We start from the raw sequence: 16,574 nt of genomic DNA, 5'->3' as shown, positions 1-16,574 counted from the left end.
TCGGAGGAGCAGCCAAAACTGACGCACGTCGATATCCCTCGACTCTAGGGAGTGCCCGACGTGTCGTCACCAACCACCACCCGTCCCCGTTCCGTCGCCGCCCGAGCGACCCGGTTCGCGCTGGCCGCCGTCCTGGCCGCCAGCGGCGTCCTGGCCGGATCGTCCGGCGCCGCCCAGGCCGCGAGCCCGTACGAGCGGGGCCCTGCCCCCACCACCGCGATCCTGGAGGCCAGTCGCGGTCCGTTCGCCACGGCCTCACAGAGCGTGTCCTCGCTGAGTGTCACCGGCTTCGGCGGCGGCGTCATCTACTACCCGACCAGCACCAGCGAGGGCACCTTCGGTGCCATCGCCATCTCGCCCGGTTTCACCGCCGCATGGTCCAGCATCAGCTGGCTCGGGCCGCGTCTCGCCTCGCACGGGTTCGTGGTGATCGGCATCGAGACCAACAGCCGGCTGGACCAGCCGGACAGCCGGGGTCGGCAGCTCCTCGCCGCGCTGGACTACCTCACCCAGCGCAGCTCGGTGCGCACCCGGATCGACAGCAGTCGACTCGCGGTGGCCGGTCACTCCATGGGTGGCGGGGGCAGCCTGGAAGCGGCCTCGTCCCGGCCGTCGTTGCAGGCCGCGGTGCCGCTCGCGCCGTGGAACTCGGACAAGAGCTGGTCCGAGCTGCGGGTGCCCACGCTGATCATCGGCGGGGAGAGCGACACCGTCGCTCCGGTCTCGTCGCACTCGGTGCCGTTCTACAACAGCATCCCGGCCTCGGCCGAGAAGGCGTACCTGGAGCTGAACGGGGCGAGCCACTTCTTCCCGCAGACGACGAACACGCCGACCGCCCGGCAGATGGTGGCCTGGTTGAAGCGGTTCGTTGACGACGACACCCGCTACGAGCAGTTCCTGTGCCCCGGCCCGAGCGGTTCGCAGATCCAGGAGTACCGCAACACCTGTCCCAGCGCCTGACCGTGGTCGCGGGGCGGTCGCCGGTGGCGGCCGCCCCGTCCGCGTGTGGGGCCGGGTATTGAAGGTCTTGACGCGATACCCGAGAAACGTACACTGCGAGTGTAAATAAACACCCGCCACGACAGAGGGATGGGTGATGGAGCGCGGCCTCGAACTGCACCACATCGGCGTCCGTTTCGGCGGCCTCACCGCCCTCGACGACGTCTCACTGCGCGTGCCACCCAACCGGGTGGTGGGCGTCATCGGGCCCAACGGCGCCGGCAAGACCACCTTGTTCAACGTGATCTGCGGCTTCGTCGCACCGGAGACGGGTTCACTCACGCTCGACGGTCGACCGCTGCGGCCACGGCCGCACCGGCTCACCCGGCTCGGCATCGCCCGGACCCTCCAGGGCACCGGGCTCTTCGCCGGTCTGACCGTGCTGGAGAACGTGATGACCGGCGCCTCCCACACCGCCCGGGCGGGCTTCGTCCCGGCGCTGCTCGGGCTGCCGGCCAGCGACCGCGACGAGCGCCGACTGCGCCGCGACGCCCTGGACATCCTCGACGACCTGGGGATCGCCGGGCACGCCGAGGCCGCGCCGACCACACTGCCCTTCGCCGTACGTCAGCGGGTCGCCCTGGCCCGTGCGCTCGCCGCGCGACCCCGGCTGCTGCTGCTCGACGAACCAGCCGGTGGCCTCGGTGCCGACGACATCGCCGAGCTGGCCGAGCTGGTCCGGCAGCTGCCCCGACGCGACGACAACCCCTGTGCGGTGCTGCTGGTCGAGCACCACATGGACCTGGTGATGGCGGTCTGCGACGAGCTCGTGGTGCTCGACTTCGGCCGGGTGATCGCCGCCGGCACCCCCGACGAGATCCGCGACGACCCTGCGGTGACGGACGCCTACCTCGGCGCCGCCGTCGAGGAGGCCTATCCGTGAGCGCGGACAGCACACCCGACCTGCTCGTGGTGCGCGGGCTGGTGGCCGGTTACGGTGCCGCGCCAGTGTTGCAGGCCATCGACCTCACCGTCCCGGCCGGCACGATCGCCGCGGTCGTCGGCGCCAACGGCGCCGGCAAGACCACACTGCTGCGCGCGCTCTCCGGCATGATCCGCCCGGTCGCCGGCCAGGTGCTCCTCGCCGGGGAGGACCTGCGCGGCACGCCTGTGGAGCAACTCGTCCGACGCGGCATGGCGCACGTGCCGGAGGGACGGGGCGTGATCAGCGAGCTGACGGTCGACGAGAACCTGCGCCTCGGCGGGTTGTGGCGACGCGACCGGGCCGACGCCGGGCGCGCCCTCGACGAGGTCTACGAACTCTTCGAGCCCCTGGCCCGGCGTCGCAAGCACCTCGGCCACCAGCTCTCCGGCGGTGAACGGCAGATGCTCGCGCTCGGTCGGGCCCTCGTCGGCCGGCCCCGGCTGCTGCTGCTCGACGAGCCGTCGCTCGGCCTGGCGCCGCGGGTCGTCGCCCGGACCATGGCACTGCTCCGTCAGCTACGCGACCGCACCGGCCTGACCGTGCTGCTGGTCGAGCAGAACGTCCGCAGCGCGCTCGCCGTCGCCGACCAGGGCGTCGTGATGTCCCTCGGCCGGGTGGTGATCGCCGCCCCGGCGGCGAAGCTGCGTGACGACGTCGACCTGCGCCACGCGTACCTCGGTTTCTGACCACCACCTCGTCCCCCGGAGGGAGGACTGTTGGACCGCTTCGTCTTCCTCACCATCGACGGCCTGTCCCGAGGCGCGGTGTACGCCGCGTTCGCGCTGGCCCTGGTGCTCATCTGGCGGGCGGCGCGGGTCGTCAACTTCGCCCAGGGCGCGATGGCCGTCGCCGCCGCGTACGTCGCCTACACCGTCTCCGCCGCGACCGGTTCCTACTGGTTGGGCTTCGCGGTCGCGCTCGTCGCCGGCCTGTTGCTCGGTGCGCTGGTGGACCGCGTCGTCATGCGGCACGTCGACCACACCTCACACCTCAACCCCGTGATCGTCGCGCTCGGTCTGGTGCTGTTGATCCAGGCAGTGCTGGGCATGGTGTACGGCAACGAGTTCCGCCCGGCCGAGGCGCCGTTCAGTCGGTCCGCTCTCACAGTGGGCGGGGTGGCCGTGCTGTCGCCGTACGACCTGTTCGTCTTCGCCACGATCGGGGTGGTGGTCAGCGGGCTGGCCTGGATGTTCGCCCGTACCCCGGTGGGGTTGCGGATGCGCGCGGCGGCCTTCGCCCCCGAGGTGTCCCGGCTGCTCGGGGTCAACGTCGGTGGCATGTTGACCCTCGGGTGGGCGCTCGCCTCCGGGGTGGGCGCGCTGGCCGCCATGCTGGTCATCCCGACCGAGCTGGGCCTGCACCCGCACGCGATGGACCTGGTGTTCGTCTCCGCGTTCACCGCGGCGGTGGTCGGTGGGCTGGACAGCCCACCGGGGGCGGTGGTCGGTGGCCTGGTGGTGGGTCTGTTGCTCTCCTACGTGAGCGGTTACGCCGGCAGTGACCTCACGCCGCTCGCGGTGCTGGTCCTGCTGCTGGCGGTGCTGCTGGTCCGGCCCGGTGGGCTGTTCGCCCCGGTCGCGGCGAGGCGGGTGTGAGCGCCACGAGGGCGGCCCTGCCGCCGAAACAGCAGCTCGTCGACAAGGGCCGACCCGTCGACCGGCGACGCGGCTCGACACTGCTGCGCCACCTCGCGATCGTGCTCGTCGTCGGGCTCCTGCTGGTCGGGGTCAGCTACGCCGTCGAGCCGTTCCGCAACTTCCAGCTCGCCACCGTGGCGGCCTACCTCTGCGCGACCGCCGGGCTGACCGTCCTCACCGGCCTCAACGGTCAACTGTCGCTCGGGCACGGCGCGTTGATGGCCACCGGGGCGTACACCGTCGCGCTGTGCCAGAACGCGTTCGCCGAGCGGGGGATGACCGGCGGCTGGCTGTTGCCGCTCTCGCTGGTCGCGGCGATCGTCAGCACGGTAGCGATCGGCGCGGTCGTCGGCGTGGCGGCGGCCCGGCTGCGTGGTCCCTACCTGGCCGGGGTCACCCTGGCGGTGGCCGTCGTCGTGCCGGCGTTGGCCGTCACCTTCGACGGTGTCTTCAACGGCGAGCAGGGGCTGTCGGTGCCGGTGGAGCCGCCGCCGATGTCGCTCGGCCCGTACTTCCCCTACGAGCGGTGGCAGCTCTGGCTCACCGGCGCGGCCACCCTGCTCGCCCTGCTGCTGCTGGCCAACCTCATTCGCAGCCGGTACGGGCGCACCTTCCGGGCGGTCCGGGACGACGAGGTGGCTGCCCGCCTCGCCGGCATCCACGTGGCCCGCACCCAGGTCCTCGCATTCGTGGTCAGTGCCGCCACCGCCGGGCTCGGCGGGGCGTTGCTGGCGGTGCTCGCGCAGAGCGTCTCACCCGGGGCGTTCTCGTTGACCCTGTCGCTGTTCCTGCTGATGGCCGTCGTGATCGGCGGTCTCGGCCGGCTCACCGGCGCGCTCTGGGGGGCCGTCCTGCTGGTCGCGCTGCCCGACCTCACCCACTCCGCGACCGAGATGCTCACGCTCTCGCCCGCGGTGGCGCAGCGGCTAGAGGGAAACCTGCCGCTGGCGATCTTCGGCCTCACCCTGATCGTCGTCATGATCGCCGCACCCGGTGGCATCCACGGGCTGCTGTCCCGTCTTGGTCGGCGCCTGCGGGCCCGGCGTTCCTGAGCTGCTCCGCGCCCGGCCCCGGCCGGGCGTTCCACCACACACACACCGTTCCCCCGAACCGGACCGAGAAAGGTCGGTGTTCTCCATGCACCGTTTGGCACAACGTGGTCTCGCGATCGCCAGCACCATTGCCCTGTTGGCCGCCGCCGCTGGTTGCAGTGGTGACGACGGCTCCGGTCCCGGCGCGGCGTCGGTGCCGGGCGTGACCGACACCGAGATCGTCGTCGGCACCCACATGCCGCTCACCGGGCCGGCCTCGGCCGGCTACTCGAAGATCTCCCCGGCGACGAAGGCGTACTTCGACTACGTCAACGCCAACGGCGGTGTGCACGGTCGGAAGATCACCTACAAGGTCATGGACGACGGCTACAACCCGGCGAACACCCAGCAGGTGGTCCGTCAGCTCGTCCTCCAGGACAAGGTCTTCGCGATCCTCAACGGCCTCGGCACACCGACGCACAGTGGCGTGCTCGACTTCCTGAAGACCAACCGGGTCCCGGACCTCTTCGTCGCCTCCGGCAGCCGCAGCTGGGACCAGCCGGACAAGTATCCCGGCACGTTCGGGTTCAACCCGGACTACACGGTGGAGGGCAAGATCCTCGCCACCTACGCGAAGACGAACCTGGCCGGTCAGAAGGTCTGCTTCCTCGGGCAGGACGACGACTTCGGCCGGGACAGCCTGGCCGGCGTGGAGAAGGTGCTCGGCGCGTCGGCCGTGGCGGTCAAGCAGACGTACGTCACCAGCAACACCAACGTGGCGCCGCAGATCGGCGCGTTCAAGGCGGCTGGTTGCCAGGTCGTCGTGCTCGCCACAGTGCCCGGCTTCACCGCGCTGTCCGTCGGCACCGCCGCTCGGCTGGGCTTCAAGCCGCAGTGGCTGGTGTCCAACGTCGGCGCCGACCACCCGACCCTGGCCAAGCAGCTCGGTGCCGCGGCCCCGCTGCTGGAGGGCATGGTCGGCACCAACTACCTGCCGATGCAGAACGACACCGCGAACCCGTGGGTGCAGCTCTTCACGAAGATCAACAAGGAGCACAACGGGGACGCGCCGTTCGACGGCAACACCGTCTACGGCATGTCGGTCGGCTACCTCTTCGTGCAGGTGCTGCTCGCCGCCGGCAAGGACGTCACCCGGGAGAAGGTGCTGGACGCCGTGCAGAAGGGCGGCTTCCAGGGCCCCGGGCTGGTGCCGCTGCGCTTCTCCGCCAAGGACCACTCCGGCTACGGCGGCCAGCGGCTGAGCCGGGTGACCGGGGGAGTGCAGACGTACTTCGGGCCCGCGTACGAGACCGACGAGGCGGACGGGCCGGTCAACGAGTACACCGCCACCCCGGCCGCGCCGCCGGCGAACGGGGTGCCGACCGTCTCCTGATTGCCCGCACCAGCGACGCCCGACCGGGCATGGTCTCGCGTGACCACGCCCGGTCGGACGGCTGTGCGCGCTCGGGTGACGGGGTCTCGTGACCGGCTGTCCGGGACGTTGACCGGCACCGATCAGTCCTCCTACTATCTGCACCGTGAATGCATATTCGGGCCGACTCGCGGAACGGGTCGCCATCGTGACGGGCGCCAGTCGGGGCATCGGTCTGGCCATCGCCCAACGCCTCGTCGCCGAAGGCGCCCGGGTCGGGCTGACCGCCCGACATCCCGAGGCGCTCGCCGAGGCGGTCGCCGCCCTGGGCGGGTCGGCGTACGCCGTCGCCGTGCCCGGCCGCTCCGACGACCCCGAACATCGCGCCCAGGCGGTGCTCCAGGTCAGTGAGGCGTTCGGGCCGGTGGACCTGCTGGTCAACAACACCGGCATCAACCCGGTGCACGGTCCGCTGATCGGGCTGGACCCGGCCGCGGCCCGCAAGATCCTGGACGTCAACGTCGTCGCCACACTCGGCTGGGTGCAGGCGGTGTGTGCCGCCGGCATGACCGAGCGCGGCGGCTGTGTGGTCAACGTCTCGTCGATCGCCGGTCTCACACCGTCGCCCGGCATCGCCTTCTACGGGGTGAGCAAGGCCGCGCTCAACCACCTCACCGCCAGTCTCGCCGTGGAGCTGGGGCCGACGGTCCGGGTCAACGCCGTCGCACCCGGCGTGGTGAAGACCCGCTTCGCCGCCGCGCTCTACGAGGGGCGCGAGGAGGAGGTCGCGGCACGGTACCCGCTGGGCCGCCTCGGCCTGCCGCAGGACGTGGCTGGCGCGGTCGCCTTCCTCGCCTCCGACGACGCCAGCTGGATCACCGGGCAGACCATCGTCTGCGACGGCGGCGTCACGCTGACCGGTCGAGCAGGATGACAGCCCCGGCGGTCGGCCCGGAACCGCTGATCACCGCCTGTCTAGACTCGGCGGTGCGTCAGGAGGCGCCGTGGCGGTGAGAGGGCGGGGGCGGATGGACGGGGTCGAGGTCGCGAGCCGGGTCGACGGGCGTACCGCCCGGGCCGAGCGCACCCGCGCGGCCATCGTCGAGGCTCATCTCGCGCTCATCGGCGAGGGGGACCTCCGCCCGACCGGGGAGCGCATCGCCGAACGGGCCGGCATCTCGCTGCGGACGCTCTGGACCAACTTCAAGGACATGGAGACGCTCTTCGAGGCGAGCGGCGCGGAGGTGCTCCGCCAGCAGGACGCCGCCTACCGGCCGGTCTCGCCCGGGTTGCCGCTGGCGAAGCGGGTCGACGCGTACTGCCGGCAGCGGGCCCGGCTGCTCCAGCTCATCACGCCGTCGGCGCGTGCCGCGCAGATGCGCGAGCCGGTCTCCGACCAACTGCACCGCAACCGTCTCAAGCACATCGACCGCGTCCGCGACGAGGTCGAGGAGCTCTTCGCCGCCGAGTTGGCCCAGGCTGGTCGGGGTCGGGAGCAACTGCTCAACGCCCTGATCGCGGCGAGCATGTGGCCAGCCTGGTCGATGCTGCGCTACGGCCTCGGGCTGGGCGTGGACCAGGCCCGCGCGGTGATGACCCGGACGGTGGGGGCCCTGTTGGCGGAGGTCGCGGCCGACTGACTCCGGTCCGGCCCGATATCGCCCCCTCTTTCCATTCGGTTTCCGATGAGTGACACTGACATGCATGGTTACTGCATCGAGAGTGCAACTAACCGTGCTGCGTGGCCGGGACGACGAGTGCCGGTCTGTCCGGAGCCTCCTCGACGGCATGCCCAACGGCGGCGGTGCCCTGCTGCTGCACGGTGAGCCCGGATCGGGTCGGACGGCGCTGGTCGGCTACGCCCACCGGCACGCCGAGGGCTGCACCGTGCTCGCCGGGAGCGGGCTCGCCGAGGAGGCCGCCCTGCCGTACGCCGGCTTGCAACGTCTGGTCGACCCCGTGCTCGACCGGCTCACCGTCCTCCCGGACGAGCAGCGTCGACTGCTGCGGCGCGCGCTGGGCGGCGAGAGCTGCCCGGCCGACCGCCGGCTGACGCTGTCGATGGCGGTGCTCGGGTTGCTCACCGCCGCCGCCCGCGACCGTCCGCTGCTCGCCACGATGGACGACGTCGACCGAGGTGACCCGCAGAGCGCCCAGGTGCTGGCCTTCGTGGCCCGCCGGCTGCGCCACCTGCCGATCGCCATCCTGCTCACCGCGGACGTGACCGCCACTGTCGACGGGATACCGGCACACCGGCTTCGCGCCCTGACCGAGCACGAGAGCGCCGCCGTCGTCACCGGCAGACTCCGATCGTTGATCGAGCGGGGCAGCGGCGACCGGCTCCCCGAGCGGCCCGCCGAGTCGGTCGTGACCGCGCTGGCCGCGATCGGCGGCGGCAACCCGCAGGCCCTGGTGGACCTCGTCGACGTGCTCAGTCCCGGCCAGTGGCGGGGGGAGGAGTCGTTACCCGCCGCGCCACCGGCGGACGGTGCTCTGGGCCGCGCGTACCGGGCCCGGCTGGACCGGCTGCCACCGGACACCCGACGGATGCTGCTGCTCGCGGCGCTCGACGAGGACGGCGAGCCGGGCACCCTGATCCGGGCCGCGGCAGTCGCCGGGTCCGAGATCGAGGCGCTCGCCCCGGCGGAGGTCGCCGGCCTGGTCCGCGTCGAGCCGCGAGGCGTCACCTTTCCTCAGCCCCTGGTGCGCACGATGATCGCGGCCAGCGCCCCACTCGCGGAGCGGCGCGCGGCTCACCGACTGCTCGCCGGCGTGCTGGTGGCCGACGGGCAGCGGCTGCGCCGGGCGATGCACCTCGCCGCCGCGGCGGCGGGTGCCGACCCCGCCCTCGCCGACGAGCTGGAAGCGGCGGCAGCCGGCGGCGCCGACGGTTGGGCCACCGCCTCTGCGGCGCTGCGCTGGGCCGCCGACCTCAGCGACCAGCCGACCCAGTCGGCCGCCCGCCTGCTGACCGCCGCCCACTACGCCTGGACCGGGGGCCAGCCCGACGTGGCCCGGCTCCTGCTCGACCGTCTCCGCGCGGTCTACCGCGACCCGGCCGTCCGGGGTCGCGCCGACCTGCTGCGCGGCGAGTTGGAGCTGCGATGCGGCACCGCCGCCCGCGCGTCGGCCAGATTGCTGGCCTCGGCGGGAGCGGTGGCCGGCACCGACCGCGCGCTGGCGATGTCCGGGCTCGTACGGGCCGGCGAGGCGGTCTGCTTCGCCGGTGACCAGTACCGGTACGCCGAGGTCGGCCGCCGGGCGTCGGCGTTGCGGCGGCCGAACGATCCTCCATCCATGGAGCTGATGGGCAGCCTGGTCGGCGGGGTGGCGGCGACCCTGCGGGGCGACCACGAGCGGGCCGGCCCCGCACTGCGTCGTGCCGTCGTGCTGGGTGGCCGACTGACCGGGTCGGCGTTGACCCCCACCGCGCTGAGCTGTGCCGCGGCGGCCGGCCTGGTGGTCGCCGTGGACGGCGCGGCACACCGGCTCGCCGATCGCGCCGTCGCGCTGGCCCGGGAGCGGGGTGAGCTGTCCATGCTGTCCCGGGCGCTGGAGTTGCGGGCGGTCGCCGAGTACTGGTTGGGCCGGCACGAGGCGGCGGCGGAAACCTCCCGCGACGGGCTGCGGGTCGCGCGTGCCACCGGTCAGGCCAACTGCGCCAACGTCCACCTCGGCATGCTCGCCGTGCTCGCCGCCGTGCGGGCCGACCGGGACACCAGCCTGCGGCGCATCCGCGAGATGGGCGAGACGCCGACGCCGGGCAGCCGTCCGCACGCGTTTGCCGGGTGGGCTCTTGCGGTACTCGACCTGGTCGACGGCCGGCACGCCGAGGCCGCGAACCGGCTGGCGTCACTGGCCCGGCTGGGCACCGGGCGCGGTCAGGTTCTCGTGCAGGTGATGGCCACCCCCTACCTGGTGGAGGCAGCGGCCCACCTGCCCTGCCGACCTGCGGCGACGGCTGCGCTCGCCGTGTTCGACAGGTGGGCCAGCAGCACCGCGAGCCCGTTGCGCCGGGCCCTGTCCGCGCGGTGCCACGCGTTGCTCGCGCCGCGCGGCGGCCCCGAGGCCGAGCAGGAGTTCCAGACGGCGCTGCGGCTGCACCCGACGGAGGCCGGCACGTTCGAACGGGCCCGCACCGAGCTGCTCTTCGGTCAGGAGCTGCGCCGCAGCCGGCGCCCGCGCGACGCGCGTACGCACCTGCACCAGGCCCGTGAGATGTTCACGCTGCTCGGGGTGAGTTGCTGGGCCGAGCAGGCGACCACCGAGCTGCGGGCGGCCGGGGAGTCGGTCGGTCCGCCGGACCTGCCGGCGGCGCGGTTGCTGACCGGCCAGCAACTGAAGATCGCCGAGCTGGTCGCGGAGGGGGCGACCAACCGTGAGATCGCGGCCCGGATGTTCCTCTCCACCCGTACGGTCGACCACCACCTGCGCAACGTCTTCCACCGCCTGGGCATCCGCTCGCGTACCGAGCTGGCGCGGGCGTTCGCCACCGAGCGGCAGGTCGGGCTGGCCTCGGATCGGTGATCGTCCGGTCTGGACGCGGTAAACTATCACCGCTAGTTTAAGCGTCATGGAGCTCACTCTCTCCGCCGAGCAGGCGGCGGTGCGCCAACTGGCCGCCGAGTTCGCCGACCGGGAGCTGTTGCCGCACGCGGCCGCCTGGGATCGACGTGAGTCGGTCGACCCTGCCATCGTCGGCAAGCTCGGTGACCTGGGCTTCCTGGGGCTGACCATCGCCGAGGCCGACGGCGGCTCCGGTGGCGACCACCTCGCGTACTGCCTGGTCCTGGAGGAGCTCGGCCGGGGCGACTCGGCGGTGCGCGGCATCGTCTCGGTCTCCCTCGGCCTGGTCGCGAAGTCCATCGCCGCCCACGGGTCGGCCGAGCAGCGGGCCGAGTGGCTGCCCCGGCTCTGCGCCGGCACCGCCCTCGGCTGTTTCGCGCTGACCGAGCCGGACAGCGGCTCGGACGCCGCCGCGCTGCGCACCCGCGCGGTCCGCGACGGCGACGACTGGCTGCTCACGGGCACGAAGATGTTCATCACCAATGGCACCACCGCCAACGTCGCGCTCGTCTTCGCCCGGACCGGCGGTCCCGGGCACCGGGGCATCACCGCGTTCCTGGTGCCCACCGACAGCCCGGGGCTGACCCGACGGGAGATCCACGGCAAGCTGGGCCTGCGCGGCCAGGCCACCGGCGAGTTGGGCTTCGACGAGGTACGCGTGCCCGACGCGGCCCGCCTCGGCCCCGAGGGCGGCGGGTTTCGGCTGGCCCTGGCGACCCTCGCCAAGGGACGGATGTCGGTGGCCGCCGGGTGCGTCGGCATCGCCCAGGGCTGCCTCGACGCGGCGGTCGGCTACGCCGGGCAGCGAACCCAGTTCGGCAAGCCGATCGCCGGGCACCAGCTCGTCCAACAGCTCCTCGCCGCCATCGCGGTGGACACCGCCGCCGCCCGGCTGCTGGTGTGGCAGGTGGCCGACCTGATCGACCGCGACCAGCCGTTCGCCACCGAGGCGTCGATGGCCAAGCTCTTCGCCAGCGAGGCCGCCGTCCGCGCGGCCAACAACGCGGTCCAGGTCTTCGGTGGGTACGGCTACATCGACGAGTACCCGGTCGGCAAGTACCTGCGCGACGCCCGGGTCGCCACCCTCTACGAGGGCACCAGCCAGATCCAGCAACTCCTCATCGGACGCGCGCTCACCGGCGTCAACGCCTTCTAGCTCCAGGGAGATCCGGCATGAGAGTCTTCAGCTCGTTCGAGGAGCTGGCCGCCGCTGTCGGCGAAACCATCGGGCCCGGCCCGTGGCAGCGCATCGAGCAGAGCCGCGTCGACCTCTTCGCCGACGCCACCGACGACCACCAGTGGATTCACCTCGACCCGGAGCGGGCCGCGGCGGGGCCGTTCGGCGGCACGATCGCCCACGGCTACCTGACCCTGTCGCTGCTGCCGGCCCTGGCTGGCCGGCTCTACCGGGTCGAGGGGGTGGCCATGGGGGTCAATTACGGGCTGAACAAGGTGCGTTTTCCCGCGCCGGTCCGGGTCGGCGCCGCCGTGCGCGCCACCGTCGTCATCGCCGAGGTGTCGCCGGTCAGCGGCGGTGTGCAGATGGTCGCGACGGTCACCGTGGAGAGCGACACCGGCGGCAAGCCCGTCTGCGTGGCCGAGACCGTGAGCCGGCTCTACCCCGCCGCCGGTCGGTGATCATCTAGCGGGAACGTCGCTCTGCCCGTACGGCGGGTGGGCGTTGCGGAAGAAGTTCCGGAACTTGCGGCGGTGGGTTCCTCTCGCTCCGTCCTGGGTCGATGCACCACGACCTCACCGTGCTGCGGCATGGGGTGCCACCTGGGCAGCAGTCTCTTGGTGTGATGACCGGGGCGGTCCACGTCTCGTTAGACTTCCGGAAATTCTTGCTCGTCGATGAACGGCGCTGACATACTCCTCATCCACCGGAGTCGATGACCGAGGGTTGGCGCCTCTTCCCGGACGCCTTCCGTGCGCGGTCCCGGCCCGGCACCCACCACCGCCGGAGCGGTGCGTCAGTTGCCCCGCCCCGGGCCCCACGGAAGGAAGAGACATGACCGAAAGGTGCCAGGGGGACACCCGTCCACGGACGGGCCCCCGAGCGCGTACGGCGATCGTTCTCGCCGCCGCGGCTCTGCTCGCCGCCACGAGCGCCGCGTTCCTGCCCGGCACGGCGAGCGCCGGGACGACCCTTGGCGCTTCTGCCGCGGAGAAGGGCCGGTATTTCGGTACGGCGGTGGCGGCGAGCAGGTTGTCGGATGGCAACTACACGACGATCCTCAACCGAGAGTTCAATTCGGTGACGCCCGAGAACGAGATGAAGATCGACGCGACGGAGCCGCAGCAGGGTCGGTTCAGTTACGGCGCCGCGGAGCAGATCGTGAACCACGCGCGGAGTCGGGGGATGAGCGTGCGGGGTCACACCCTGGCGTGGCACTCGCAGCAGCCGCCGTGGATGGAGAGCATGAGTGGCAGCGCGCTGCGGTCGGCGATGCTGAACCACGTGACGCAGGTGGCCACGCATTTCCGTGGTCAGGTCGTGGCGTGGGACGTCGTGAACGAGGCGTTCGAGGACGGCACCTCCGGTGCGCGTCGTAACTCGAACCTCCAGCGCACGGGCAACGACTGGATCGAGGCGGCGTTCCGGGCCGCGCGTACGGCTGATCCGGGTGCGAAGCTCTGTTACAACGACTACAACACCGACAACTGGACGCACGCCAAGACGCAGGCTGTGTACAACATGGTCCGCGACTTCAAGTCTCGCGGTGTGCCGATCGACTGCGTCGGTTTCCAGTCGCACTTCAACAACGACTCCCCGTACGTGAGCAACTACCGCACCACGCTGTCGAGCTTCGCGGCACTGGGTGTGGACGTTCAGGTCACCGAGCTGGACATCCAGGGTGCCCCGGCGGCCACCTACCGCAGCGTGGTGGAGGACTGCCTGGCCGTGGCCCGCTGCAACGGCGTCACGGTGTGGGGCATCCGCGACAGTGACTCGTGGCGGGCGTCCCAGACGCCGCTGCTGTTCAACAGCAGCGGTCAGAAGAAGGCGGCGTACGACGCCGTGCTGGCGGCGTTGAACAACGGCACCACGCCGACCGACCCGCCCACCACTCCGCCCACCACCCCACCGACGACCCCGCCCAGCGGCAGTTGCACCGCGACGCTGCAGGACAGCACTCGATGGGGCGATCGGTTCAACAGCCAGGTGACCGTCAGCGGGGCGACCAACTGGACGGTCGTGGTCGCCGTCACCCCGCCGCAGAAGGTCTCCAACACCTGGAACGGCACCCCGACCTGGGACAGCAGCGGGAACGTCATGACCATGCGGTCGAACGGCAGCGGCAACGTCTTCGGCTTCACCACCATGGCCAACGGCACCTGGACCCGTCCAGTGGTGCGCTCCTGCACCGTCTCCTGAGCACCACCAAACGCTGATGGGGCGGCGACGGATCCCGTCGCCGCCCCGTCGTCTGTGCACTCGCGGACAGCGCTGACATCCAGCTCCACACTCCCGCCGGTACGGCGACGTGGACGAGAGAGTCGGCCTCGCGACGGGGGAGCGCCCGCCAGGGGTCGGCGATGGCGGGCGCTCCCCATCGCGGTGCCGAACCTCTGCTGCCCGGCACCGCGACGGGTGTCAGACGGTCGTACAGGCCGTGCCGTTGAGGGTGAATGCGGACGGGCGGCCGGCGTTGCCCGTGTGGGTCGCCTGGAAACCGACGTCGACCGAGGTGTTCGGCGCGATCGTCGCGTTGTAGGAGACGTTGCGGGCGGTGACCGCTCCGCTGGACGGGGCGAAGCTGGCGTTCCAACCGCTGGTGATGCTCTGCCCGCTCGGGAGCGTGAACGCCAGAGCCCAGCCGTTGACCGGCGTGCTGCTCGTGTTGGTCACGGAGATGGACGCGGTGAGACCGCTGTTCCACGCGTTGACCGTGTAGGCGACACGGCAGCCGTCCGGCGTGGTCGGTGGGGTGGTGGTCGGAGGCGTGGTGGTCGGAGGTGTGTCGCCCCCGATGCTGCCGGGCACGGTCCGCAGCGCGTCGTACCAGGCCGCGGCCATCTTGCGGTAGCCCGTGGCGTTGGGGTGCACGCCGTCGGCCAGGTCGCTGAGCGTCAACGCGCGGTACATGTCGACCAGGTGGACGCGCTTCCCGGCGGCGGCCCGGGTCTGCACGATCCCGGGAATCGCGGCGTTGTACGCCCGGACCTGGGTGTCCGCGCCGGACTTCGGAACGATCGTCGCGACGAACACGTCCGCGTTCGGTACGTTGTTGGTGATCTTGTCGACCAGTGCGGCAAGCCGGCCCGGGGCGCCCGACGTGTCGCCGTACATGTCGTTGGTGCCGATGTGCAGCAGCACGGTCCGGGGATTCGTGGCCCGCAACCAGTTGACGACGTTGGCGTCGATCTGCGCGATCGTCCAGCCGGAGTGGCCCTGGTGGTCGTGGTCGCCGAGGTTGGCGGGACCGTTGAACTGGGAGCCGACGAAGTCGACGCGGTAGCCGCCGGTCGTGAACCGTTGCCAGAGCTCGATCCGGTAACCGCCGGGAACGTTGAACCCGTCGGTGATCGAGTCGCCGAGGGGCATCACACGTACACCGCCGTTGGACTCCGCGCTCGCGGGGGTGGTCGCGATCGGCACGGCGGCGACCATGGCGGCGACGGCGGCCAGGGCAGTCCACCACCGGCGAGCCCGGCGGGGTCGCCTCGTCGTCGCGCTGGCGGCGGGTGGGGGAGGGACGGGACGGTCGAGGGTCGAACTGCTCATGGGCTGCTCCTGGTGGGTGTACGCGGCGGCGGCCACCGAGGGACGGCTGCCGCCACGACGCGGTACGCGGAGGTGGGGTGCGCGCAACGACCAGGAACCCGGACGTCTTCACTGGTGGTCGTGGCGGTGAACCTGGCGCCGGTTGTGGAGGATCTGGCGCGATGGGCCGTGGGCGGGAGTGTGCCCTGTACCCCGCCCGACGCACCATAGCGTGTTATCGCTAACATCGGCAATGCATCAACATCGGCAATGCATCAACATCGGCAATGCATCAACGCTCGACTATGACTCAGCGGTGAGCCGCGCCACCTGTCAGGGTTGGAGCACCGAGTCGAGCCAGCGCAGCTGCCGCCGGACGTGGACGGCCTCGCCGCCCTCGTGGCCGTTGAACGGGTAGACGTGCATCTCCCGCTCCGGCCGGACCGGCCTCCCGTTGCCGGCGCCGTAGTGGTTGTAGGCGGCAAACGCCGTGCGCGGCGGGCAGACGGTGTCGCGTCGGCCCACGCCGAAGTGCGCCGGCGCCGTCGCGCGTCGTGCGAAGTTCACACCGTCGACGTAGGACAATGTGCGCCACACGGACTCCTCGGCCTCCCGCTGCACGGCCAGGTAACGCGCGATCTCGCCGTACGGCGCGGGTTCACTGAGCTGGACGGCCCGTCGCATGTCGCAGAGGAACGGCGCGGTGGTCAGCACCGCGCTCAGGTCGGCGACGAGACCGGCCACCGCCAAGGCCAGACCGCCGCCCTGGCTGTTACCGACCACGGTGACCCGGTCGACGTCGACCCCCGGGAGGACGCGGACCGCCTCGACCGCCCGCACCGCGTCGGTGATCAACCGGCGGTAGTGGTAGTCACGCGGGTCGTGGATGCCCCAGGTGACCGGCGAGGGTCCGCCCGGCGCGCCGTGCGGGTCGGGGGTGTCCCCGGCGCCGTACTGACCCGCCTGACCCCGGTTGTCCATCAGCAGGTGCGCGTAGCCGGCCACCGGCCAGGTCAGCCGCTCGTGCGGCAGGCCACGGCCGCGGCCGTACCCGGCGTACTCGACCACGGTGGGCAGCGGCTCGGGTCGACCGGCCGGGCGGGTGTACCAGGCCCGTACGGGGTCACCGCCGAAGCCCGCGAACGTGACGTCCCACGAGTCGAGCAGTCGCAGGTCGGTGGGCTCCGGACGGACGTCGACGAGCACCGGTCGGGCAGCCGCCTCGGCGAGCGTGTCCCGCCAGAACGTGTCGAAGTCGTCGGGTTCGGCGACCTCGGGGGCGTACCGCTGGAGTTCGTCGGGGATGAAGGCGGAGTCAGACACGGTTCCTCGCAGG

General features: G+C 71.9%; 14 protein-coding genes. 12 read left to right on the top strand and 2 right to left on the bottom strand.

Features of this window, described 5'->3' with window-relative positions; all coding sequences use genetic code 11:
* The first annotated feature begins 60 nt into the window (after positions 1-60).
* The 12 genes from FBZ33_RS16965 to FBZ33_RS16910 all read left to right on the top strand — a co-directional run bounded on the left by FBZ33_RS16965 (position 61) and on the right by FBZ33_RS16910 (position 13,909).
* Complete coding sequence (locus FBZ33_RS16965) at positions 61-960, top strand: alpha/beta hydrolase (RefSeq protein ID WP_141909810.1); 900 nt, start codon at positions 61-63, stop codon at positions 958-960.
* Positions 961-1,096: 136 nt separating this feature from the next.
* On the top strand, positions 1,097-1,882 hold the full coding sequence (locus tag FBZ33_RS16960) for an ABC transporter ATP-binding protein (protein ID WP_088948641.1): 786 nt from the start codon (positions 1,097-1,099) through the stop codon (positions 1,880-1,882).
* Entirely contained in the window at positions 1,879-2,610 is a 732-nt protein-coding gene (locus tag FBZ33_RS16955; RefSeq protein ID WP_231927426.1) for an ABC transporter ATP-binding protein, read from the top strand. Before FBZ33_RS16960 ends, FBZ33_RS16955 begins: the two co-directional genes overlap by 4 nt.
* Before the next feature lie 30 nt (positions 2,611-2,640).
* Positions 2,641-3,519, top strand: coding sequence for a branched-chain amino acid ABC transporter permease (locus tag FBZ33_RS16950; protein ID WP_141909809.1), 879 nt, complete (start codon positions 2,641-2,643; stop codon positions 3,517-3,519).
* Entirely contained in the window at positions 3,516-4,613 is a 1,098-nt protein-coding gene (locus FBZ33_RS16945) for a branched-chain amino acid ABC transporter permease (RefSeq protein ID WP_141909808.1), read from the top strand. Before FBZ33_RS16950 ends, FBZ33_RS16945 begins: the two co-directional genes overlap by 4 nt.
* A gap of 85 nt (positions 4,614-4,698) precedes the next feature.
* Positions 4,699-5,985, top strand: coding sequence for an ABC transporter substrate-binding protein (locus FBZ33_RS16940; RefSeq protein WP_088951818.1), 1,287 nt, complete (start codon positions 4,699-4,701; stop codon positions 5,983-5,985).
* A gap of 145 nt (positions 5,986-6,130) precedes the next feature.
* Entirely contained in the window at positions 6,131-6,898 is a 768-nt protein-coding gene (locus tag FBZ33_RS16935; RefSeq protein ID WP_141909807.1) for an SDR family oxidoreductase, read from the top strand.
* 94 nt (positions 6,899-6,992) lie between these two features.
* Positions 6,993-7,604, top strand: a complete 612-nt coding sequence (locus FBZ33_RS16930) for a TetR/AcrR family transcriptional regulator (RefSeq protein ID WP_088948637.1) — start codon at positions 6,993-6,995, stop codon at positions 7,602-7,604.
* 82 nt (positions 7,605-7,686) lie between these two features.
* A complete protein-coding gene (locus FBZ33_RS16925) occupies positions 7,687-10,491 on the top strand; it encodes an AAA family ATPase (protein WP_255508910.1) in 2,805 nt (934 codons plus the stop codon).
* 46 nt (positions 10,492-10,537) lie between these two features.
* The gene (locus tag FBZ33_RS16920) at positions 10,538-11,686 is read left to right on the top strand and encodes an acyl-CoA dehydrogenase family protein (protein ID WP_141909805.1); all 1,149 of its coding nucleotides are present in this window, start codon (positions 10,538-10,540) and stop codon (positions 11,684-11,686) included.
* Positions 11,687-11,703: 17 nt separating this feature from the next.
* Positions 11,704-12,168, top strand: a complete 465-nt coding sequence (locus FBZ33_RS16915; RefSeq protein WP_141909804.1) for a MaoC family dehydratase — start codon at positions 11,704-11,706, stop codon at positions 12,166-12,168.
* 373 nt (positions 12,169-12,541) lie between these two features.
* Positions 12,542-13,909 carry an endo-1,4-beta-xylanase gene (locus FBZ33_RS16910; protein WP_141909803.1) on the top strand — a complete coding sequence of 456 codons (1,368 nt, stop codon included), beginning with the start codon at positions 12,542-12,544 and terminating at the stop codon, positions 13,907-13,909.
* A 219-nt stretch (positions 13,910-14,128) separates the two neighbouring features.
* Here the strand turns inward: FBZ33_RS16910 and FBZ33_RS16905 are convergent, their stop codons facing one another.
* Together FBZ33_RS16905 and FBZ33_RS16900 are read right to left on the bottom strand one after the other, a co-directional pair.
* A complete protein-coding gene (locus FBZ33_RS16905; protein WP_141909802.1) occupies positions 14,129-15,259 on the bottom strand; it encodes a cellulose binding domain-containing protein in 1,131 nt (376 codons plus the stop codon).
* A 312-nt stretch (positions 15,260-15,571) separates the two neighbouring features.
* Positions 15,572-16,561 (bottom strand): acetylxylan esterase, encoded by a 990-nt coding sequence (locus FBZ33_RS16900; protein WP_141909801.1) that lies wholly within the window; start codon positions 16,559-16,561, stop codon positions 15,572-15,574.
* Positions 16,562-16,574: the final 13 nt, after the last annotated feature.

Origin of the sequence: Micromonospora sp. A202 (genome assembly GCF_006715105.1) — a bacterium.
In the GTDB taxonomy this organism is placed as follows: Bacteria; Actinomycetota; Actinomycetes; order Mycobacteriales; family Micromonosporaceae; genus Micromonospora; species Micromonospora zamorensis.
The sequence above is the reverse complement of the archived record's forward strand: the minus strand, read 5'-3'. Positions and strand labels throughout refer to the sequence as shown.